This is a genomic window from Negadavirga shengliensis (genome assembly GCF_042652345.1).
In the GTDB taxonomy this organism is placed as follows: domain Bacteria; phylum Bacteroidota; class Bacteroidia; order Cytophagales; family Cyclobacteriaceae; genus Negadavirga; species Negadavirga shengliensis.
This window is the reverse complement of sequence record NZ_JBHSJJ010000002.1, coordinates 440,715-464,240: the sequence shown is the minus strand read 5'-3', so window position 1 is coordinate 464,240 and position 23,526 is coordinate 440,715. Positions and strand designations below refer to the sequence as shown.

16 protein-coding genes are annotated in these 23,526 nt (G+C 44.8%); 14 read left to right on the top strand and 2 right to left on the bottom strand.

The genetic code is table 11. From position 1 onward, the window contains the following. Window positions 1-377: 377 nt before the first annotated feature. The gene (locus tag ACFPFU_RS04795; RefSeq protein WP_377062052.1) at window positions 378-2,051 is read left to right on the top strand and encodes a tetratricopeptide repeat protein; all 1,674 of its coding nucleotides are present in this window, start codon (window positions 378-380) and stop codon (window positions 2,049-2,051) included. A 70-nt stretch (window positions 2,052-2,121) separates the two neighbouring features. Here ACFPFU_RS04795 and ACFPFU_RS04790 read toward each other — a convergent pair whose 3' ends face one another. Both ACFPFU_RS04790 and ACFPFU_RS04785 read right to left on the bottom strand, forming a co-directional pair. Beyond that, a complete protein-coding gene (locus tag ACFPFU_RS04790; RefSeq protein WP_377062050.1) occupies window positions 2,122-3,813 on the bottom strand; it encodes an ArnT family glycosyltransferase in 1,692 nt (563 codons plus the stop codon). Window positions 3,814-4,102: 289 nt separating this feature from the next. After that, window positions 4,103-5,377, bottom strand: coding sequence for a mandelate racemase/muconate lactonizing enzyme family protein (locus tag ACFPFU_RS04785; RefSeq protein ID WP_377062048.1), 1,275 nt, complete (start codon window positions 5,375-5,377; stop codon window positions 4,103-4,105). 267 nt (window positions 5,378-5,644) lie between these two features. Between ACFPFU_RS04785 and ACFPFU_RS04780 the strand changes: the two genes are divergently transcribed. The 13 genes from ACFPFU_RS04780 to ACFPFU_RS04720 all read left to right on the top strand — a co-directional run bounded on the left by ACFPFU_RS04780 (window position 5,645) and on the right by ACFPFU_RS04720 (window position 23,498). Next, on the top strand, window positions 5,645-6,448 hold the full coding sequence (locus tag ACFPFU_RS04780) for a glycerophosphodiester phosphodiesterase (RefSeq protein WP_377062046.1): 804 nt from the start codon (window positions 5,645-5,647) through the stop codon (window positions 6,446-6,448). 52 nt (window positions 6,449-6,500) lie between these two features. Further along, a complete protein-coding gene (locus ACFPFU_RS04775; protein ID WP_377062044.1) occupies window positions 6,501-7,835 on the top strand; it encodes a Gfo/Idh/MocA family protein in 1,335 nt (444 codons plus the stop codon). Window positions 7,836-7,907: 72 nt separating this feature from the next. Beyond that, window positions 7,908-8,474: an RNA polymerase sigma-70 factor gene (locus ACFPFU_RS04770; RefSeq protein WP_377062042.1), complete on the top strand. Its 567-nt coding sequence runs from the start codon at window positions 7,908-7,910 to the stop codon at window positions 8,472-8,474. Window positions 8,475-8,719: 245 nt separating this feature from the next. Next, window positions 8,720-9,691, top strand: a complete 972-nt coding sequence (locus tag ACFPFU_RS04765; RefSeq protein WP_377062040.1) for a FecR family protein — start codon at window positions 8,720-8,722, stop codon at window positions 9,689-9,691. Between the two features lie 129 nt (window positions 9,692-9,820). Next, a complete protein-coding gene (locus tag ACFPFU_RS04760; protein ID WP_377062038.1) occupies window positions 9,821-13,381 on the top strand; it encodes a SusC/RagA family TonB-linked outer membrane protein in 3,561 nt (1,186 codons plus the stop codon). Between the two features lie 12 nt (window positions 13,382-13,393). Then, window positions 13,394-15,208 carry a RagB/SusD family nutrient uptake outer membrane protein gene (locus tag ACFPFU_RS04755; protein WP_377062036.1) on the top strand — a complete coding sequence of 605 codons (1,815 nt, stop codon included), beginning with the start codon at window positions 13,394-13,396 and terminating at the stop codon, window positions 15,206-15,208. A 426-nt stretch (window positions 15,209-15,634) separates the two neighbouring features. After that, window positions 15,635-16,243, top strand: coding sequence for an RNA polymerase sigma factor (locus tag ACFPFU_RS04750; protein ID WP_377062034.1), 609 nt, complete (start codon window positions 15,635-15,637; stop codon window positions 16,241-16,243). 12 nt (window positions 16,244-16,255) lie between these two features. Then, entirely contained in the window at window positions 16,256-16,432 is a 177-nt protein-coding gene (locus ACFPFU_RS04745; protein ID WP_377062032.1) for a dihydrofolate reductase family protein, read from the top strand. Then, entirely contained in the window at window positions 16,419-16,589 is a 171-nt protein-coding gene (locus ACFPFU_RS04740) for a hypothetical protein (RefSeq protein WP_377062241.1), read from the top strand. The genes ACFPFU_RS04745 and ACFPFU_RS04740 overlap by 14 nt, the downstream gene beginning before the upstream one ends. A gap of 6 nt (window positions 16,590-16,595) precedes the next feature. Next, window positions 16,596-17,033, top strand: coding sequence for a class I SAM-dependent methyltransferase (locus tag ACFPFU_RS04735; RefSeq protein WP_377062030.1), 438 nt, complete (start codon window positions 16,596-16,598; stop codon window positions 17,031-17,033). Between the two features lie 260 nt (window positions 17,034-17,293). After that, complete coding sequence (locus ACFPFU_RS04730; protein WP_377062028.1) at window positions 17,294-18,379, top strand: FecR family protein; 1,086 nt, start codon at window positions 17,294-17,296, stop codon at window positions 18,377-18,379. 144 nt (window positions 18,380-18,523) lie between these two features. Further along, window positions 18,524-21,970, top strand: a complete 3,447-nt coding sequence (locus ACFPFU_RS04725; protein WP_377062026.1) for a SusC/RagA family TonB-linked outer membrane protein — start codon at window positions 18,524-18,526, stop codon at window positions 21,968-21,970. A 43-nt stretch (window positions 21,971-22,013) separates the two neighbouring features. After that, the gene (locus tag ACFPFU_RS04720) at window positions 22,014-23,498 is read left to right on the top strand and encodes a RagB/SusD family nutrient uptake outer membrane protein (RefSeq protein WP_377062024.1); all 1,485 of its coding nucleotides are present in this window, start codon (window positions 22,014-22,016) and stop codon (window positions 23,496-23,498) included. The last annotated feature ends 28 nt before the right edge of the window (window positions 23,499-23,526 follow it).

Here is a 23,526-nt window from a genome sequence, read left to right as displayed (position 1 = left end):
AGGAAAACAAGGGCTGATTTCAGAAGGAGTCGTTTTGAAAACGAATGTCAGATTTTTTTCAGCAATGCATAAAATATCTTTGCAATTTGATATATTTACATTCATCATAAAATATTGTAATTCCATTATTTGTGCCCGGCCCTTTAAGGACGGAATTCCTTAAAGGATTCGATAGTTGAGTGAGCGGAATCAGTTTCATCCCAGTTTGTTATTTTTCTCATTTAAGGAAACTGACATTCTCGGAATGAACGTGCAAACGGGGAAATTGAGAATCATTAGGTAAGTTCCCCGCGCTGTAGCTGTACCTCAGGTATAAGTGCATTTTTTTCCTGGGTATTCCATGAATCATACGCTAAAATCACTTCTACCAAACTTCAATGAAATCTTATTTAAACAGGAGCAGTATCAGTGATGCGGGCTTCTACAAAAGAGGAATCGGATTAATGACGACCATGATTTTCTTGGCCGGTATTCAATCTTGCGATCGACCTAAAGAACTTGCTGAGACGGAACAGGATTTACAGATCACCGTTTGCGGCACGGTACAGTTTGCCGGGGAATGTGGCGAGGAAGCGGATTCCCTTATTTCACTCGGACTGGCATTGACCCATAACATGACCTACGAAGAGGCTGAAATGATCTTCGCACAGGTGGTGGATCAATATCCCGACTGTTTTTGGGGACCATGGGGGCAGGCCATGACATTTATCCATCCCCTTTGGTCGGATGCTCCTCCGGAAAGCAGATTGCAAGCAGGATGGGAACTCTCCCGGAAAAGTATGAAAATGGCCCAAAGCGAGCGCCAGCGGCAGTTTGCTACGGCCTTGGCCGCCTATTACCAGGATGGGATAAGCAAAACGGAACAGGAACGGCTTCGGAATTTCCATCAGGCATGGGAGTCGGCTTTTGAGCAATTTCCGGATGACCTTGAGATCAAGTCCTTTTATGCTTTGTCTTTAATTGCAGTGGCAGACCCCAATGATAAAAATTATGAAAAACAGTTGAAGGCAGGTAAGCTGGCCGAGGAAATACTTCAGACTGTCCCCGAACACCCTGGCGGTATCCATTATACCATTCATGCTTATGATTATCCGGAACTGGCAGAAAAAGCCATCCAGGCTGCCGAAAATTACAGTACGATTGCTCCTGACGTGGCCCATGCTTTACACATGCCTACGCATATATATACCCGGCTGGGCATGTGGGAGAAGTCCATTGACTGGAACAGGAGGTCTGCAAAGGCGGCTCTGACACATCCCGCGGATGGAGCAGTTTCCATGCACTATTTCCATGCCTTGGATTATATTGTCTATGCGCATCTCCAAAGATTGGAGGACGAACAGGTGGAAATGATCCTGAAGGAAGTTCAGCAGCTTCAGGGCCCGGTTCAGGAGCACAATGCAACCGCTTATACACTGGCTGCACTTGAGAACCGCTTTGCTTTGGAGAGACAGAATTGGAAAAAAGCCGCCCAGATCCAAGCCAGAACCCCTTCCTTTATTGATTGGGAAAAATTCCCGGAATTTGAGGCATTGTTTCACTATACTGCCGGTTTGGGTGCTGCCAGGTCGGGACAAAATGGAAAAGCAATAAAAGCGTTGCAGGAACTGGAAAACATCAAGCAGAAGATCAAATATCCCTATTGGGCAAACCAGGTTGATATACAGAGAGAAACGGTCAATGCCTGGCTTTTGTTGGCGCAGGGTAAAAAGCAGGAGGCGGTCGAGTCCATGCGCTTAGCGGCGGAAATGGAGAAAGCTACCAGCAAACACCCGATCACCCCGGGAGAATTGCTCCCAGCCAGCGAGCTGTTGGGAGATATGCTGATGGAGCTTGGAAAACCGGAAGAAGCCCTGACCCATTATGAAGAAGCCTTAATGAGAAGTCCTTTGAGATTCAACAGCCTCTTCGGGGCGGCAAAAGCTGCTGAAACCATAGGGGATGTGGAGAAGGCAAATGACTTCTATGAGACGTTGTTGTCAATATGTCCAAACGCGGAAGTTCCCAACACGAAAAGAGAACATGCTTTAAGTTATCTCAAAAAGATATGATTATACGAGATGCTGCCCGGGATGGTTGATCGGGGAAAGCAATCGACTTCTGATCCCGGATTTCCTTGATTTAATCGGATAAAGGGCTAATCTTAATGATCATACTGACATCCGTTACTTCATGACGGGTCTTCGGGTTGATGAATTTCCCCTTTAATCTCGAAACATGGAAATTCGGGGATTCTTCCAGTATCTCGAGATCCCATTGACCGGAGTTTTCCAGTTGAGCCCTGCCGACCGAATTTGTATAAAGGTAAAGTTGCTCTCCCCGTAACCGTTTAGCCTGCAATTCTTCTTCCTCTATGCTCCTATGTAAGTAGGATGTATAAAAATCAAAAGCAAAACTGTGCACCCCATAAAATAGCACCTCTTCATGCGGAAATGCTGCGGTCCGTGCCTTATGGGCCAGGTTGTCCCCCGCCTGATATTGTAGGATTTTTGGATAAAAATTACCCTGCATCAAAAAATTTACCGAAGCCCCAAGTAAAATCATTTTGTAGAAAAAGGAATTTCCTTCATCCGGAATTTTAAATGCAAGGTACATGCCTACCAATAGCGCCAGTAAGATAAACACCAATAAAGGCAGTGATGCCGGAAAGAAGACCACATTAATCCCCAATACCAGCAGCAAGACCAGAGACAAAAGACCTAGATTGACCTTCCTCCATACCTTGTGAAGCGAGATTCTGTTCAGATAATCCGCGGTCACCAATCCCATAAAGGGGATCAAAGTCACTACATAATGCGGTAATTTAAAATTGGACATGGAATAAATGGAAACCAAGAATATAAGCATGGCCCAAATGGACCATCTGAAGGAGCGTTCACGGTTCCACATACACTTGACAGCATTACCCAAGCCTAAATAAAGCAAAACAGACCAGGGTAATACACTCCACAATATGGTGTGTAGGAAAAAATACGGATCCTTGCCCCCTGCCGAACCACACATCTCTCCACCAAAACGTTCAAAATTTTGACCCAATAGGATAAAATACACCCCGGAATTGCCGTCGGTTCCTCTGATCTCCAATTCAGGGTGCAGATCAAACTGCACATAGTATGCATACAGCACTGGGAAGCTGAATACCAAAAACCCAGGAACCATCAGCCAAAGTTTCTGATCCAGGAACACCCTCCAGTCCCTTTCCTCTAATAGGTAGAATAAAAACCCAATTACAGGTACAGCAGGACCTATCATCCCTTTGGTCATAAAGCCCAAAGAAAGCCCCAATACCGCAAGGAAAAAAGTTTCCCAGGTCCTTTGCTGATGAAATCTGATCAGTTGCCAAAACGAAAATATCATAAAAGAGGTCAGCATCCCGTCCATGCGTACATCGCTGTGGGCCAAAGAAAAGGCAAAGGCAACCGAAAGCAATAATGTGGCCTCTCCGCCTACTTTTTTGTTGTACAATAGGGACCCCACTTTGTAGGTAGCATACAGACCCAGGATTGAAGCCAGTAAAGTAGGCAGTTTATAAGCAAAAGTGTTGACACCGAATGTTTTAAAAGAAAGGGCAGCGGTCCAAAAGAGCAGATGCGGTTTGTCCATATAGGGCAAACCCTTATCAACCAGACTCAGGTAATCCCCCGTCACCAGCATATGCAACGCTATATTGGCATGGTGCGCGGGATCATTCTCAAACAAGGGGACAAAAGCCCCAAATAAGTAACCCAGTGAAAGTAGGGTAAGGGACAAAAATTTCACTAAAAGCAAATCATTTATCGTGGCTGTCTTGGCCGGATTCAAAAAAAGCTGCAAGAGGGATCCTGTTTTTGGGCAAATTTAATAATTAGTCCGTATTCAAACTAAATCTCACTGCAAAAACTCCTGCATGAGCTTTAAACAATCCAGTTACACCAGAACCGGTAATGCCGCATCTACCTTGATGCATGTCCCATACATTACTGTCCCCCGAATACAGGATGGCAACCAGGCCCGCTGCTTTCCTTTTCCTTATCGGGAGGACCGCGGGGGGAGCGAAGGGACGCATCATCTGTCACTGGGAAGGATCAAAGTCCTTACGGACCGTATCGGCATGAGGGCAACTTCACTCCTCGGCCACGGTCTCCACAATCACGTCCTTGTCTTCAAAAAGTCCTTTTTTGAACCGCAGTCCCAATCCGGGCAAGGATGGGGGAGAAACCGTCCCTTTAACCACCTGGGGGGAATTCTCAAAAAAATAGCCATCCCTTTCTTTCCAGTAGGGGTATACACTCTCCACTGCAAAGAGATTGGTCACCGCCGCCGCCAAATGGGTGGAGGCATACCAAAGGATGGGCCCACCGGCAGTATGCATCATCGTGGGGATATAATAGGTATTGGCCATGTCGGAAATCTTTTTCCCCTCAGAGATGCCCCCGCACCAAGTAAGGTCATACATGGATATGCCTCCTATGCCGGATTCCATATATTCCCTGAAGCCGAACCGGGTGGCCAATCTTTCACTGATGACCAATGGGATGGAAGTGTACTTGGCCAAAGTGACATAGGATTGCATGTTGTCCTGAAGCAACATGTCTTCTAAATACTGGATGTCCAGGTCTTCCAAAGCCGTCGCGATGCGGACCGCACTGGGGAGGTTCCAGATGCTGTGAAATTCTATGCCGATTTCCAGTTGGTCCCCCACAGTGTCCCTGACCCTATGGATCCAGGTGAGACACTCTTCAATTTCCTTTTTGGAAATATGTTCCCCTTTATTTTTGTTGCCTATAATATCAAAAGGGCAGAATTTAATGCCGTGGATCTGTTGGTCTGCCAGAAAGCGGGCGATTTTTTCCATGTCTTTTTCCAAGGTCCACCCGTTGATGTTTCTGGAATCGGTGTAGGTGTTGTACACCCTGATGGGCCTGTCCGCAGCACCACCCAAAAGCTGATAAACAGGCATCCCTGCATACTGGCCCATGATGTCCCATTGGGCAATGTTGATAGCAGACAAAGCCCTCATCTCTGCACCGCCGAAGACATGATAGGCATTTTGCCTGAAAATTCTTTCCCAGGTTTTTTCGATCTCAAGCGGATTGCTGCCCAACAGCTTTCCTGCCCAACTGTGCCATTGCAGATCCTGAATGGCCCCCTGACTGGCTTCATTGAAAGGGTAGGTTTCTCCGGTGCCTATGATCCCTTCATTGGTGTGTAGCCTTAGCCACATCCATTGTATGCCGGAGTTGTTGACCCGCAGGTCCTTGCTGAATCTGACGGTCTCCACCTTGGTGATGCGAATTGGGGGTTTGGATGCCAGGTTTTGCTTGGCCAAGGCGGACAGGGCCAAAGAAGGCGCCATTCCCAAAAATGCGGAATTAAAAATAAATTTGCGTCTGTTCATGTGCCGGAATGTTTGGTTTAAAATAAAGAATTATTTTCATTCCTTTCCTGGTTTGGGAAGATTTTTCTACCTGGCAGATAGCGGGATAGAAGTGGGGGATTTTTTTCTTGTCCGATAATTTTTTTGCGTTGATTTTTATGAAAAGCCAAAGAATTGGGTAAATTAATCCTTTCAAACCATCATCCGTTCATGAACCCAATAACAACCGCTGTAAAAAACAGGATGCAAGGCATTTTTTTTCACCTTCTTCAAATATTGTACTTTTCTATGATAATCCTAACCCTTTTTGGCTTTCAAAGTGCTTGTTGTCAATCGTATGATTTGCCCGAAAGGGGATTGTGTGCCCATAGAGGAGCAATGACGGCTTTCCCTGAAAACACCATTCCAGCTCTCCAAGAAGCGGTGCGGTTGGGGGCACATATGATAGAGTTTGACGTGCAGTTTAGCAAAGACAGTGCCTTGGTCATCATGCATGATGCCTCGGTGGACAGGACTACTGATGGCATCGGAAAAGTGGCCGATTTGACACTGGAAGAGATCAAACGCCTGGATGCCGGTAGTTGGAAAGAGGAGAGGTTTTCCGGGGAAAAGGTTCCTGTGTTGGATGAGGTGCTGGATATCATGCCCAGGAATGTCTGGTTGAACATCCATATTAAAGGCGGAAAGGAGACGGGAAAAAAGGTAGCGGAGAACATACTGCGAACCAACAGACAACATCAGGCCGTGTTGGCCGTCGAAAGGGAAGCCGCAGCGGGGGCCAGATCTGTGTCTGATAAAATCCTGATCTGCAATATGGAGCGACAATCCGGGAAATGGGATTATGTGGACGGGACCATAGCCATGAAAGCGGATTTTATCCAGTTGAGAGGGGAGATTTTCCCCAAATTCAAGGAATATGTGCAAAAACTCCATTCACACGGAATCAAAGTCAACTATTTTGGCACAGATGAGCCGGAAAAGATCCGCTTGTTATGGGACTACGGCGTGGACTTTCCCCTTGTCAACGACATCAATAGGTCTATAAAACTGGTTGAAAACGCAGGAGTTTTACCTGTAAAACCTCAGTTTTAAAGATCAGAGTTCTTTAAAACCATTTTGTTGGATTACAAAAAATAATGATGCCATGGATTCAAAAACAGATCGAAGAAAATTTTTACACCATTCCTTACTGATGACGGCAGGGATAGGGCTTGTTCCCGGAGCATTCGCCACCACAAAGAAGGTATCGGCCAATGACAGGATCAACGTAGGCCTGATAGGTTGCAGAAACATGGGGTTTCATGGTCTGCGTACGGCTTTGAATACCGGAGAGGTCAACTGTTTGGGTATATGCGATGTGGACCAGAAGGTTTTGGCACAAAGGCAATCCGAAATCAAAGAGGAATTTGGTCAAAACCCAAAAACCTATGGTGATTTCAGGAAGTTGCTTGAGGACAAGGAAATCGATGCGGTTTTTGTAGGCACGCCGGATCACTGGCACTGTTTGCCCACCATTTATGCCTGCGAGGCAGGAAAGGATGTTTATGTGGAAAAACCATTGGCCAACACCATCCATGAGTGCAACCTGATGGTGGCCGCTGCACGGAAACACAACAGGATTGTCCAGGTAGGCCAGCAGCAGCGGAGCGGAAAGGTATGGAAGGCTGTGATGGCTTATATCCACGCCGGCAAATTGGGAAAGCTTAGAAAGGTAAATATATGGGCCAATTTCCGGTATGGGACGGGTGCTGAAAAGCAGCCCGACGGGCCGGTTCCGGATGGTGTTGATTTTGATATGTGGTTGGGGCCGGCACCGAAGCGCAGTTTCAACCCGACCCGCTTTCATGGTAACTGGCGGCATTTTTGGGACTATGGAGGAGGCTTGATGACGGATTGGGGCGTGCACCTCATTGATATGGGGCTTTGGGCAGGAGATGTCAAAGAAGGTCCCAAAGAAATAATGGCTTTTGGGGATAACCTTTCCTATCCCGACCACAGCAGGGAGACATTTGATACCATGTCTGTCACTTATCCCATGGGGGATTTTGTGATGAATTGGGAGCACACAGCCGGGATCCAAGTGGGCCCTTATGATATGCCTTATGGGGTGGAATTCGTCGGGGACAACGCGGTGATCGTAGCGGACAGGGGAGATTGGTCTGTGAAACCGGAAAAGGCAGAGGACGGTGCCCAGGTCACTTTGGAAGCCAAGCAGGATTTTATGGAGGATGGCCCCGGGGATTTGGAAGCCCATGTCAGGAATTTTATCGAAGCGGTCAGGAGCAGAAAACAACCCAATTGCCCTGTGGAAACAGGGCGCAATGTGGCTTTATATGCCCATATGGGAAATATTGCAGTCAGATCAGGTGCGGGTAGGCTGCTTTGGGATGAAGGCAACTTGAGGTTCACCAACCATGAAGAGGCTAACCGCTTTATCTTACCCGAGTATAGGGATCCGTGGCGCTTACCGGTCTATTGAGATTGCCGGTAGTCAAAAAAATATTTTAGCATAAGAAAAAATATCCTAATTTAGAGGGTATTGTTTTATGCAATGAACCCAAAAACAGACGATCAAAAGTTAGGTGAAGGCCTGTTTAGGCAGGATAAAAATGCCTTTGATGCCATATATGAAAAATATTGGAAAAGGCTGTTTCTATATGCTTTTAAGATTTTGAATGACCAGCCCGCCTGTGAGGATATGGTGCAGGAGGTATTCGTCAAACTATGGCAACGTGCGGGGGCAAACAAAATAACCTGCCTGGAAGCCTACCTCCTCAAATCTATGCGCTACCGGATTTCCAATTACATCCGGGACAGAAAGGACACCGCTGCCGTGGATGAAGTTTTGGATCACCTGTGCAGGCAGACTCCTGTAGACCTTGTTTTGGAGGGAAAGCAAACCGAAGAAATCATCAACAAAAGTGTCAGGGATTTGCCGGAGAAACGCAAGCAGATATTTCTGTTGAGCAGAGAGGAACAGCTTTCCAATAAGGAAATCGCCTATCAGCTGAATATCTCTGTAAGAACCGTGGAAGGGCAGCTACACAAGGCATTGAAATCCATCAAAAAGAACCTGGGCGAAATTTATTTTTGGTTATTTATGGTTTTATGGCTGTAGGTGGATGTTTTATTTTTTTATATTTCCTTAGGAGTGATGTCAAGTGTAAATTGACCGGAACTCATCCCCAATCATCTGTGTGAATCCGGGTAATCTGTGGTTTTTTAAAAAAGAGGGGACCGCGGATTCCACGGATGCTACGGATTAGCGCGGATTTGTTTTTAGAAAAGCCATCGATTTTTTTTGGTATGGAATAGGTAGCGACCGGGATTCCTGTGACTATCCTATTAAATGGATCAGACGCTATGGATAAGCACCGATTTTTAGCATTATTGGAAAAACAGGCCAAGGGGCAATCGACTCCGGAAGAAAACCGGCTCATTTCCGAAATCTATGACCGCATGCAGGACATGGAATGGGATGGGCAACTGGATCCCGGGGAAGAGCGCCTTTTAAAAGAGAGGATGAAACAGGCAATTGATGCAAAGCTGTTTTCTGTGGGATCTTTGAAGACCAGGTTATTTCCGGTTATTATGAAAGTGGCCGCAGGAGTGCTGCTGGTGCTTTCCTTTTCCTACCTCTATTTTTCCCAATCCCTGCAGGTGAAACCGGATGACATGATGGAAAGGCAGACAAGTGAACGACAGAAGGCCACAGTTACCTTAGTGGATGGGTCACTGGTGCACTTAAATGTAAACAGCCGGATCCGTTTTCCTAAAAATTTTGGAGAGGGTCTGAGGAGGGTGGAATTGGAAGGAGAAGCATTTTTTGAAGTGGTTTCTGACCAAAACCGGCCTTTTGTGGTAGAGAGTGGCGGCGTCACCACCAGGGTCCTGGGGACTTCCTTTAATGTCAACGCCCATATAGGTAAGGATGTGGAAGTGGCTGTCCGCACCGGAAAGGTAGGTGTCTCGCAGGGATTCACCGATGAAGAGCGGCAATTGGTCATCAGCCCCAATCAAAAAGTTACCCTCAAACATGACAGCAAGGATGTTTTTGTGGAAGAGGTGGACATGGACCAATACCTGCTTTGGAGGGCCGAAACCATTGCTTTTCACCTGGAATCTTTTGATCAGGTGGTGAGCAAACTGGGGAAGGTATATAACCTGAACATGGTACTGGAAGGGTTCAAACAGGAGGAATGCCTGATCAAGGCCACTTATTCCAACCGCAGCCTCTATACGGTCCTATTGGGTTTGAAAAACCTGGTGGACTTCGAATATGAGAAAAAGGACGCCTCTACTTTGGTGATCAGGTATAAAGGATGTAAAAATTAAAATAAGTAAAGCCTATGGATGAAAACGTCATGTAAAGATCAAAATAAATAAAATCCGGAACTGCGGCAACAGTCCCGGATCAGGTAAATGGGCATTGCCCATCAAGTTTAACAATAAACACTCAAAATTATGAAAATTAATTTACTAAGGCTAATTGTGCTTTGTACAAAACAAACCCTTAAGTACTTTCTGCTGCAATTGCTGGTGATGCAGGTGATTATGGCAGAACCCTCTGCTAGCCAGAGCATGGAGGACTACCATGTCAGCCTGAAGGTGAGGAACCAAAAGCTGGTACAGGTGCTGGCGGATCTGGAGAAGCAGACCGATTTTGTCTTTGCCTACAATCAGGAAGTGGCCAAGGACAATTCCCGCATTACCCTCAATCTTTCAACGGACCTAAAAACCCTATTGAAAAAAATCACCGAGCAGGTGGATTACGATTTCAAGCGTGTCGACCAGAACATCTATGTGGTGAAGAGTGAGGCAGTGAATGCCGTCATGAATATCACGGGGACGCAAGAGGAAGTATTGATTCCGTCATCCGAGGATGTTGATATCGGTGGAACAGTTCTGGATGAAAGGGGAATTCCCATTCCAGGAGCCACCGTGATTGTAGAGGGAACCAATATAGGCACTGTGACCGATATTGATGGGAAGTTTTCCCTGGATGTGGAAGAGGGAGCTGCCTTGATAATTTCCTTTATTGGCTACAAATCCCACAGGGTAGTGGTAGGAAATCAAACCACAATCAGCGTCACTTTGCAGGAGGACCAGTCTTCTTTGGATGAGGTGGTGGTAGTAGGATATGGTACCCAGAAAAGAATCAATCTTACCGGGGCGGTTGACCAGATCGGCAGCGAACTGTTTGAAAACCGGCCCATGACAAACCTCACACAGGGGCTACAAGGAGCTCTACCCAATGTGAACATCAGGTTATTGGATGGCAAGCCGACTGCTTCTCCCAGTATAAACATCAGGGGAGCCACGTCCATCGGACAGGGAGGCAGTGCATTGATTTTGATAGATGGGGTGGAAGGAGATCCAAGTATGTTGAACCCTAATGACATAGAATCCATATCCGTGTTGAAGGATGCGGCTTCTGCTGCCATATATGGTGCAAGGGCGGCGTTTGGTGTGGTCCTTATTACCACCAAATCCCCTCAGAAAGATGTGTTTTCCGTCAATTATGGTGCGAATTTTAGTATGAAACAACCCACCGTCGCACCTAACTATGTTTCTGACGGCTACACGTGGGGAAGGATGTTCAATGATGCTTTTTTTGCCTGGGAAGGTACCTATCCCCAGAACGTAAATAAGACGTTGCCCTTTTCACAGGAATACCTGGCAGAACTGGAGAGAAGGTCCAATGATCCCAGCCTACCCAGAACAGAAATAGGGCCTGACGGTAATTATGTCTATTATGAAAGTACGGACTGGTATGACCTTCTGTACAAGGACCAACTTCTTACGATGGAACACAACATATCCGTTTCAAGAAGTTCCGAGAAATCTGAATTCATGATTTCCGGAAGGCTGTTTGACCAGGAAGGTCTTTTCCGTTACAATTCAGATGACTATAAAATGCTCAACCTCCGGGCCAGAGGAAGCATTGAACTGTTTCCCTGGCTAAGGGTAAATAACAATTTGGACCTTTCTAACAGAAATTACTTCAATCCGCTGAATGTTGGAGAAGGCGGCGGTATATGGAGGAATATTGCGGACGAAGGACACCCCTTGGCTCCGATGTTAAATCCTGACGGTACTTTGACACATTCCGGAGCATTCACGGTAGGAGATTTTTATTACGGGAAGAACGGAATCAGTACCAGAAGACGGATAGTCCGGAATATGACGGGCTTTGATGCCGATATTATCAAAGACAAGTTAAAGCTAATAGGCAATGTCACCTACCAGAACCTTTCCAATGATGAAACCAGAAGGCGGGTGCAGGTTCCGTTTAGCAGAACACCTGGAGTTATAGAATACGTGGGTAATCAGTACAATGACCTGAGAAGTGTGGTGAACAGTACAGACTATGTGGCGACCAACCTTTTTGGCGAGTATTCCCATAATTTAGGCAATCATGATATCAAACTGACCGGTGGCATCAACTACGAATTGTCCCGATTTAATCAATTAGAGGCACAAAGAAATGGGTTGATATTTGAGGATGCAGACAACATCAACCTGGCTCTGGGAACGGCTATCAACACAGCGGGTTCATACGAAGGGTGGCAAATCTTCGGGAGCTTTGCCAGGTTGAATTATATTTTTAAAGACAGGTACCTTTTGGAGCTGAATGGCAGATATGACGGTTCCTCAAAATTCCCGAGCAATGAACGCTATGCTTTTTTCCCATCTGCATCTGTGGGATGGAGGGTGTCTCAGGAATCGTTCTGGACCATTCCGGAAGATATCATCTCACACCTTCAGTTCAGGGCATCATATGGCTCCCTGGGTAGTGGCAACATCAGTTCGTACGCATTCCTTGAAACTTTTTCCATTTCCCAATCCTCCAGAATATTGAATGGCATTTTGCCCCAAAAGACAAGCCGTCCAACGGTTCTTCCCGACGGCCTTACCTGGGAAACAGTAACATCAAAAAATGTCGGTTTTGACCTGGACATGTTCAGAGGGAAATTCAGGTACTCCTTTGATGCTTATGTAAGAGAGACGACGGATATGTACACCATAGGCATGACTTTGCCGGCTGTCTTTGGAGCAAGTTCCCCCAGAGGCAATTATGCCGACATGAGGACCACCGGATGGGAAATGTTACTTTCCTACAGGGAGAGTTTTGAGTTAAAAGGTAAGCCCTTTGGGCTGCAGGTCAATTTGAATTTCTCTGATAACAAGGCCCAGATATTGAAATACAATAACCCCAATAAATTCCTCAATGATTATTATCCCGGAATGTGGATAGGCGAAATGTGGGGCTATATAAACGACGGGTATTTTACCTCGGCTTCCGATGTGGAAAACCATGCCGATCAGAGTATGTTTTTGTCCACTTCAAGCGGGCAATACTTCCCTGGAGACATTAAGCTGAAAGATTTGAATGGTGATGGAAGAGTAACTCCAGGCGACAATACCGTCGACAATCCAGGGGACCGTCAAATTATCGGAAATTCCGCACCAAGGTATGCTTACGGAATTAATTTAAGTACGGATTGGAACGGATTTTTTGTTTCAGCGTTCTTCCAGGGTATCGGTAAACAGGACTGGTATCCAAGTAACGAGTCAAATGCTTTCTGGGGACAATACAACCGGCCTTACGGGGATATCCCCAAATGGCATTTGAATGAAGGGATAATCTGGTCAGAAGATAACCCTGATTCATTCTTGCCCAGATATGTTACCCGGTTAGCCAATAGGAGCGGAGCAATATTGAGGGAAAGGCAGTCCGCTTATGTGATGAATGCCTCCTATATTCGACTCAAAAACCTACAGGTTGGATACAATTTTTCTCCGCAGCTACTCGCCTCACTCAAGGGGATTAAAGCAGCGAGAATATTCTTTTCCGGAGAAAATATCTGGACTTTGTCTCCCTTGTATAAAATCGTCGACAACATAGATGTGGAAAATGTCACAGCACCCTCAGACCAGATTTTTACCAGTTCCAATGCGGGAGATGGATACAATTATCCCATGCTGAAAAGCTACACCTTGGGTTTGAATGTTACATTTTAAATGACAGCAAAAATGAAAAGTTCAAGTATAAATAGATATATAGGCATGGGAATAGTGATGTTAACGCTGTTCTCCTGTGATTTGGAAGAGCTGCCTGTGGATACCGCGGACAATTCAGCAGTATTTGGAAGCGAAAGCGGACTCAGGTTATATTCCAACTCGTTTTACGATTGGTTGCCTTCTGCCAATAATGTGCATCAAGCGGATGCAATTTCGGATTATGCGGCAAGAAGAAATGCCCCTGATTTTCTGCGAGCCGGCGTATACAGTTCCAGGGTCAATGACAATACATCCGCATCCGGTTATGACTTGGTCGCCCTGGGAGGAGATTGGAATTGGGGATGGGGGGCATTGAGAAACATCAATTATTTTCTCGTCAACAATGTAAACCCCGAGATCCCGGAAGAGGTACGCAATCATTACAATGCCCTTGCACGTTTTTTCAGGGCATGGTTTTATTTTGAAAAAGTAAAGCGGTATGGAGATGTGCCTTGGATAGATGTGCCGCTGGATGTTCAGGATCCCAAATTATATGCTTCTCAAGACCCACGGCAAATGGTGATGGAAAATGTTTTGGCTGACATCAATTTTGCGATTGCAAACATTCGGGACGCCAATGAACCATCCAGAACACTGATTACCCGGGATGTAGCTTTGGCGCTGAAATCCAGGATAGCACTGTTTGAAGGAACATTCAGGAAATACCATGCGGACCTGGGGCTGAATGCCTCCGCGGAAAACTGGTTGAGAGAATCCATATCAGCTGCAGAGCACCTCATTAATTCCGGAACGTACAGTTTGAACCGGGCAGGAGGGGATGATTTATCCTACAGACAACTGTTTACCAGCGAAACAGTGGTGAGTTCGGAAATACTATTGGCGGTGGTATTATCCAATAACTTTGGCATCCGGCACGCGGCAAACTGGTATTATACCAGTGCGACTACCGGAATACGCTTTTCGTTTATCAGGCCATTTATTCACACTTACTTGAATATAGATGGCACACCCTTTACCAATACCGAAAATTATCAAACAATGGTTTTTTCGGAAGAAGTACAGGGAAGGGATAAGCGGCTTCAGCAAACCATCAGGACCGCGGGTTATCGGCGGATAAATGCAGGAGAAAGTGTGCCGGCTCCACCCGCCTTTACCTATACTTATACAGGCTATCAGCCTATTAAATGGTCCATGGATGATGTGGCGATTGATGGGGGAAACAATAATGTCAACGCGGTTTCGCTGTTTCGATATGCGGAAATACTTCTGAACTATGCGGAAGCCAAAGCTGAACTGGGAGAAATGAGCGACGAAACCTGGAGAATGACCGTTGGTGCTTTAAGAGAGCGGGCCGGGATTACAGGCGGTACGCAAACGCTTCCTGCTTCAGTAGACCCTTATCTACAACAGGTTTATTTTCCGGATATTGCAGATCCGGTACTCTTGGAGGTAAGAAGAGAGCGGGGGATAGAGCTTGCCATGGAGGGGTTTAGGTTTTATGACCTTGTCAGGTGGAAAAGGGGGGAACTTATGGAAATGCAGTGGAGCGGAATTTACGTGCCCTCTGCCAATCAATTGATTGACCTCAACAATGATGGTACCCCGGATGTTTATTTCTTTACTGAGGAGCCCTCCCAAAGGGTGGATGGTGTCACCTATATTGATGTCCAGGCAGACCCTCATAAATTGCGGAACGGGAATTCCGGTGAAATCATTTGGTTGGATAATATTTCACGCGAGTGGGAAGACAAAAAGTATTACTATCCTATACCCCAATCCCATATTTTATTGAATCCTAATTTGGAGCAAAATTCAGGCTGGGACTAATCCGCTTAACCCAAAGTGAATTACGTTCGGTAAGAACGAAGCTGATAATTGCTAAACTTACAAAATCAAAGAGAGAGAAGCCATCTGGGAAACCAATGGCTTTTCTTTTTACCTTTTTTTGAACTCGTACACGGAAACCATGAAAGTAAACGGAGCAAAAAATGTGAGGGTTAGTCCTTCCAGAAAGGGCATTGGTTGACAAGCCCCTTTATGAATGTATTCTTGATTTAACTATTATCCCATATTGTGAAACCATGGTTGATCATACCAACCTGCTTACTGTCGAGATGATTCGGATCGACCAGCAGATGATTACCGGCTTGCAAAGATTTGAGGAAGTTTAATTGTATAAACAAGCCAATCCGATACTTTTTTTGGTATTATAGAAAAATCCAAATATATTGGTTTGTTAAAACAATAAACCTTTTGCGCCAATCCAACCCAAATAATGAATCCCAGGCGGCGGATGTCTGCCTGTGGGACCGTCTTAGAAACGGTGATCAAAAGGCTTTTGAGCAAATATATATCCTATACGTGGATGATCTGTTCCGGTTTGGGAAGAGCATTACTGACGGTCATGCTTTGATCAAAGATTGTATCCAGGATGTTTTTATTGATCTGTGGCATTACCGGGCTCAATTGGCCCATGATGTGTGCATAAAATTTTACCTTTTCCGGGCACTTTCAAACAAGATACAGCGTGAAATTGGAAAGGAAATTAAAGGGAAAAAACATGAGCTTGGCGAATTTTTTAGTAAAGAAACCTTTCAGCCTTCATCAGAAGATGAGCTGATTGAAACCCAGGAAATATCCCTCAGCAACAAAAAGCTTGATAAAGCCCTGTCCGGTCTTCCGGTAAGGCAAAGGGAGGTGATTCATTATGTTTTTTTTGAGAAATTGACTTATGAGGAAGTGGCCAGGCTTATGGATATCAATATCAGGTCGGCCTATACGCTGACCTGGAAAGCCATTCAAACCATGAAAAAATCATTTGTTTCTTTTGCTGTATTCTTGAATTCCCTATTTATTTTTTAGATCACCACATTCATGAATCTGAACATGATAGATGAGTACAGGCTTGCTATACACCCCGTTATCCTGGGAGAAGGCGTACCACTTTTCAATGAAATCAAAAGAGGAATAGGATTGAGCCTGAAAAAAGTGCAAACATCCCCGTCAGGCGTGGTACTGCTGCATTACGAAAGGAAGGATGAAAACCTCTGAGCTAGATTCGCAGGAAACTAAAAATCGAGGAAAGGCAGAAAATAACAACGATGATATTCATACAAAGGAGACATGCGAAACAGGACCCAAAGTGGAAGGGACCGATGAAACCGGGAAAGTAGTTGAAGAAGTAACGAAAATGATGGGTACAGAGTAAACGAATATGCCACAGAGAATCTCTCAAAGACTACTGGAAATTGTAAATGCGCTTCCATTGAAAAGCGGAATCCGTATATTAGAAATTGGTTGTGGCACAGGAGCAGCTGCAAGGGAAATTTCAAAACGAATCGGTAACGGACATATTCTTGCCGTAGACCGTTCTGCTAAAGCTATTCAACAGGCCATCGCAGGCTCACAAACAGAAATTGAAACAGGTAGACTTTCGTTTAGACAAGTTGCAATAGAAAATTTCGGCCTTGAAAATGGTGAAAAACTGTTTGACATGGCAATTGCTGTAAGGGTTGGAGCCTTGGACGGACGACACCCTGAAATCGAAACGCAAGCTTTATTTAGAATTGCCAGAGCATTGACAAAAGAAGGGAAATTATTTATAGATGGAGGAAACCCACTGAAAGAAATATCGCTTGGTGGATACAGATAGCATGTTGGCCGACAGCAGTGGTTTTGTATTAAGTGTTCCGTTTGACTATAATTGTTCGAGTAAAAAAAATTTTAAACCATTAAGAAGTTAGGCAATTAAGGTGTTTTATCCCCTTAATGGTTAATAGCTGTTTGATTTCGAGTCATTTATATCAACTTTAGTAATAAACTCGGATGAGGAGAAAAAATTTTTAAAAAAACCGGATTTTTGAAGGATACATTTTCCTGCTTTTCACCTCTTTGCTTTGAAAAGCAGTTTTTATGGGATTGTCAAATTATACCGTAGAAGATTTTGTTCTGGATCCGGAGTTCAGAAAATGGGTACTTCATCCCAATAATAAAAGTAATGTTCGTTGGGATCGATACCTGGAGGAAAATCCGGATTACAGGGAAAATATTCTTTTGGCCAGGAAGATCGTATTGCACCTGGAGGAGCGGCACAAACAGGCAGGTGGTCTTTCGGAAAGTGATAAGATCGATATTTGGAAGAACATTAAAATTGGGGTGGGTCGGAAAAATAGCGCTCAGCAGGACGTGCTGGTTGTTCCCATCTCATCCGAAGCCATATTGAGCAAAACGGCAGAAAAAAGTCAGAAATGGCTATCATTTTGGAGGTATGCAGCTGTTTTGTTGTTTGCATTGGCACTTGGTCTATCATGGGTATTTTTTGGAGAAAGGAAGGAAGAGGAAACTGTTGTTACTTCCAATTGGCAGGTTTACGAAACGCCACTGGGTGTCAAATCTACCATTACCTTGAGTGACGGATCGGTAGTGACTTTGAATTCCGGAAGCCAAATCAGGTTTAAGGAAAGTTTTACGGGCCAGGAAAGAGAGATTTTTTTGGAAGGCGAGGCATTTTTTGTGGTAGCCAGAGATACCCTTAAACCCTTTATTGTCCATGCCGGGGGGCTTTCCACACAGGTTTTGGGCACTTCTTTTAATATCAAGGCCTTTAAAGATGAAATGACGGAAATTTCCCTCGTGGCGGGATTGGTAGAGGTAAAGGAGCAGCAGGGGGACCATAGAGAAAAGATATCGCCCGGGGAGGGGATTTTGTCTGCGCCGGACGGCGGAAACTGGAAACGACGAAAGATAGACGTGGAATACGTAACCGCCTGGATGCACAAGACCATTGTTTTCGACAACACGCCTTTTGAAACGGCCATGCGTACCCTCGAAAAATGGTATGGTGTCCAGATCAAACTGGTCAACTTCAAGGACAAAGAATTGAAAGTAACAGGGAAATACCAGGATGAGACATTGAAAAATATTCTGGATGGATTAGGGTATGGTGTCCGGATAGATTACCGGATCAAAGGAAAAGAAGTGACAATCATATTTGAGTAACAAACCCATTTGATGCCTATGTGAAAAACAGGAAAAATGAAAAGGCTGAAAGTGCGCCAACACCTCCAGCCTTAACCCACCGAAAGCTGGCTTTTGGTGGGTGAAATTTAAACTCCTTTGCTAAAGCTTAAACATTGTAAAGTTATGAAAAAAAACTTACGGTCGCACCTTTTGGCCATGTCCAAAAAAATACTACAAATATCATTGGTCCAGTGCTTGACGATCACGGTACTTTTTGCCTGGAATGGCAATGCCCAAGTCAAACGCATCGATGAGATCCAGTTAAATATTGAATTTAATGAAACCAGTGTTCCTCAGGCATTTCGTGAAATAGAAAGGGAAACAGACCTCAACTTCGTTTATTCCAACCGGGAGTTGAAAAGTACTGATTTGCTCGTAGTGGGCAAAAAAGAAAACCTGTATGAGGTGCTGGTGGAGATATCCAAACAAACAGGCCTCCTCTTTAAACAGATCAACAACAACATCATTGTACGGAGACAAATCACTCCCGACAAGGGTTACCAGCCCGTGAGTATCTTGGAGCAGGTAGCCATCCCGGTGAGTGGAAAGGTAGTGGATGAGTCTGATGAGCCTATTCCGGGGGTGTCCATTTTGGAAGTAGGAACCCATAACGGTACGGTGACAGGGCTTGATGGGGTATTTGATTTGTCGGTGACTTCCGAAGAGTCTGTGCTCGCCTTCAGCTTTATTGGAATGAAAAAAGTGGAGTTGAAGGTCGGTACCACGAGGGTTTTTGATGTCAGGATGGAGTCCGATTCCGAAGCCCTTGAGGAAGTGGTTGTGGTGGGATATGGAACGCAGAAGAGGGAAGACGTCACCGGTTCCGTAGCAACGGTAAACCAGGAATCTATCAAAAATCTTCCCGTTTCAACCATAGACCAAAAAATGATAGGCCAGGTTGCCGGGGTTCAGATCCAACAGGTTTCAGGTGCACCTGGGGCCGGAACCTCGGTTAAAATTAGAGGGAGCGGTTCATTGGGTGCTGGAAACGAACCTTTATATGTAATCGACGGCATGCCGTACTCTTCAGGGATGAACCAGAATCTTAATCCATTGGTGTTTATTGATCCGAATAATATTGAATCCATAACGGTATTAAAAGATGCTTCATCTACTGCCATTTATGGTTCTAGGGGAGCTAATGGGGTAATCATGATTACCACAAAAAAAGGAGAGTTTGAGCAGACCACAGTCAATTTCTCCTCAATGGTTGGTGTTCAGCAAGTTCCTCAGAAGGGCAGGCCAAATCTGCTTAATCAAAGGGAATTTGCCCAGTTTCAGCGAGACAGGATAGATATAGGCGTAAGACAGACAGAGAACCGTGAACCCACACTCGACGATTATCCCGAGGAATACAGGAACCTTGATGCGCTTTCCGGAAGAGGAACGGACTGGTATGACTTGATCCTTCAAACGGCCATGATCCAGGATCATAATTTTAGCATGCAAAAGGGAACTAAGGATTCCAGGATCAATTTCAGTTTGGGATATTTTAAACAGGAAGGCGTACTTAAACATACGGGAATAGAAAGGATCAGCAGTAACCTGGGAATTGAAACCAATGTCAGCGACAAATTGAAACTGGGAGCCTCTATTCAGCCTACATTTATCAAACAGGACAGGGCCAATACCAATCTGAATCGAGGGGATGTATTGGGGGTAAGTATTTGGGCCAACCCCATTTCAACACCTTATGATGAAAATGGGAATTTGAAACCTTATATTGTGGCCCCTCAAAGCCGGTTTCATTCAGCCTGGAGTTTTGTAAATCCCCTTTTTGCCCTTCAGGAAATCAAAAGGCAACAAAATACTTTCCGGAACCTGGGGTTTGTCTTTGCAGAGCTGGAAATTCTCCCCAATCTGAGATTCAAATCTTCTCTCAATACCATTTTTGATGTATCCAAATTTGAACAATTTATTCCCAGCACAATAGGAGATTCCAACAGACCTCCAACCCCGGGCACAGGGGCCTCCTCCAATAGCAGGAGTGATAGTTTTGATTGGTTGATAGAAAACACCCTTAATTATGATTTGAGTTTAAGGGACCATAGGATCAACGCCCTCTTGGGCTATACCACCCAGAAATTCACATCTAATAGCATTAACTTAGGAGCAGGTCCTTTTCCCAATGATTTGATACGAACCATCAATGCAGCGCAGGCCATTGATACCTGGGGCGAGGCTGTTAATCAATGGAGTATGATATCCTATCTGGGCAGGGTAAATTATGCATGGAAAGATAAATACCTTTTAACAGCCACATTCCGATCCGATGGTTCTTCAAGGTTTGGTAGTGAAAACAGGTTTGCTATGTTCCCTTCCTTAGCTGGAGCCTGGAGAGTTTCTGAGGAGAACTTTTTCAATGGGGTGAATTGGTTGGATGAATTCAAGATCAGGGCGAGTTATGGAAAAAGCGGTAACAATAATATAGGCAATTACGCTCACCTGGCTTCCATTACCGCGGGATCCTACATTTTCGGCAATAACCAGGTGACCGCATCGAGTGTGAGCCTGCCAAATCCTTTTCTGACATGGGAAGAATCCAATCAGATTGATTTGGGTTTGGATTTCCTGTTTATCAATAACCGGATGTCTCTTTTGGTGGATTTGTACAGAAGGGAAAGCAACAACATGTTGTTGAATGATGTGATCCCGTCCATTACCGGGTTTAATTCCCAAACCATCAACCAGGGAAATGTCAGAAACATTGGATTGGAAATTGCATTGGGGGGCTCCCCTTATGCGGGAGAGTTTTCATGGGACATCAATGCCAATATAGCATTCAATAGAAATAAAGTAATTGCCTTAAATGACAATACGGTTAGAATATTGGCAGGAAACAACGACGGTAATCCCACGCATGTATCGGTAGTTGGAAAGCCGATTGGCCAATTCTTTGGTTTTGTGCTGGAAGGGGTATATACCCCTGAGGATATGGAAGACCCCAATATTGTCAAAACACCACAGGTTTATGAAGGAAATGTAAAATACAGGGATATTGATGGAGATGGTTTGATCAATGACGTATTGGATTACACCATTATCGGAAACCCACACCCCGATTTTATTTTCGGACTTACCAATAATTTTGCCTATAAAGGATTTGATTTAGGTGTTATCATTAACGGCCAAAGTGGGGGGCAAGTGATGAATGGGTTAAGACAGACGACGGACAATTTACAGGGGTTTTTCAATGTGGACAGGGATTGGGAAAACCGGTGGAGAAGCAGGCAAAATCCCGGAGACGGTATCCATTCAGGAATTCCCCAAGTAAGGCCCAGTTGGGGACATAGGGTATCTACTTTATGGGTCGAAGATGCCAGTTATTTGAGAATTTCCAACCTTACATTTGGCTATACCTTTTCGGGACGGTTTATTGAAAAACTGAAAATCCTCAATAGCTCAAGGATTTACCTTACCATCCAAAACCTGGCCATGTTTACCAATTACAAAGGAGCCAACCCGGAAGGTCAGGCCGCCAATCAAAACAATACCTTGGCACCGGGTTTTGACATGACTTCCTATCCTTTATCCAGAACCGCTTCTATGGGTATCAATTTATCCTTTTAAAATCACAGATTCATGCCCAGCGCAACCATTAAAATACAAAGACATGAGAAAATTAATATATATAATAAGCATAATAGGCATTTTGATGTCTTCCTGCTCAGATGACTTTCTGGACTTGTATCCAGAAACGACCTTGAACGAAGGGAATTTCTACCAAACTCAGGAGGAGTTTATTTTATTGGCAAACGGATGCTATGTTCCCATGAGAAATTATGAAAAGGACCTTCATTGGGTGTTGGCTGAATTGATTTCCGATAACACAAGTTTTCAGTATAATATTCGGACAGGAGAAGCCGTCAGGGGAGTAATTGACCAATTTATTATAACAGCAGATAATAGAGGGTATAGTAGCTTCTGGGACCAATCTTACAACGGCATCACAAGATGCAACAAATTACTGTTTGAATTGGATCGCCCTGACGTTACCTGGTCCAACGAAGCCTATAAAAACAGGTCCGCTGGCGAAGCCCTTTTTTTAAGAGCTCTTTATTATTTTAATCTGGTGAGGCAATTCGGAGGTGTGCCTTTGGTCACTAAACCCATAACATCCCAAGAAGCAGTAGACATAAAAAGATCCCCTGAAGATGAGATATATCAGAATATCATCAGCGACCTTAACCAGTCGGTCCATTTTTTTTCGAATGCGGCAAATGTTCATGAAAACGGCAGAGCTAACAAATACGCTGCGCTTGCCCTGTTGGGAAAAGTCCATTTGACCCTTAAGAATTATTCTGATGCGGGAAATAACCTGAAAGAAGTGATTGACTCAAACAATTATTCATTGCTCCAGAATTACGCAAGCCTTTTTGATCCTTCCAATCCGGATTTTTCGGAAACCATTTTTGCGGTTCAATATTCGGAAAACAACAGGGAATTATCGAACAGGTTCATTTTCATGTTTGCTCCATGGAGTTCTGAAGGGGAAATTACCAACCGGCCAAATATCAATATGATATCGGCCGGCTGGAATATTCCAACCCGGGATTTGATAGAGGCCTTTGAAGATGGGGATAACAGAAAAGCCGTCTCTATCAATACCTGGACCGGTGAAGATTGGGATGGGGAAATCAGGGAATTGTCATATTGTGGTAAATTCAAGCCCCCGGTTTCGGCTCCCGATGACCGTTGTGGGGACAACTTGCCCATCTTGCGCTATTCGGATGTGTTGCTGATGTATGCGGAAGTCCTGAACGAACAGGGAAGGACAGGAGAAGCCATTCCTTATGTTGAAATGGTACGCAGTAGGGCCGGGTTAACGGAACCGCTTTCAGGATATGGCCAAACGGAGCTCCAGGAACTGATTCTAAAGGAAAGGCAGGTTGAGTTTTGTTTTGAAAACCAAAGATGGTATGATCTGAAAAGAACAGGCAAAGCCCTTGAGGTCATGTCTGAACATGGCATCAGGGAAAAAGCCATGAAACCTTTCCTTTTTGACGCTTCGTTCAATGTTACTTCGAATAAGCTCTTGGCTCCGATTCCAGCAGAACAAATTTTGATCAATAGATTGGACCAAAATCCCGGTTATTGATATCCATAGCCTTAATAGAACTTAAATC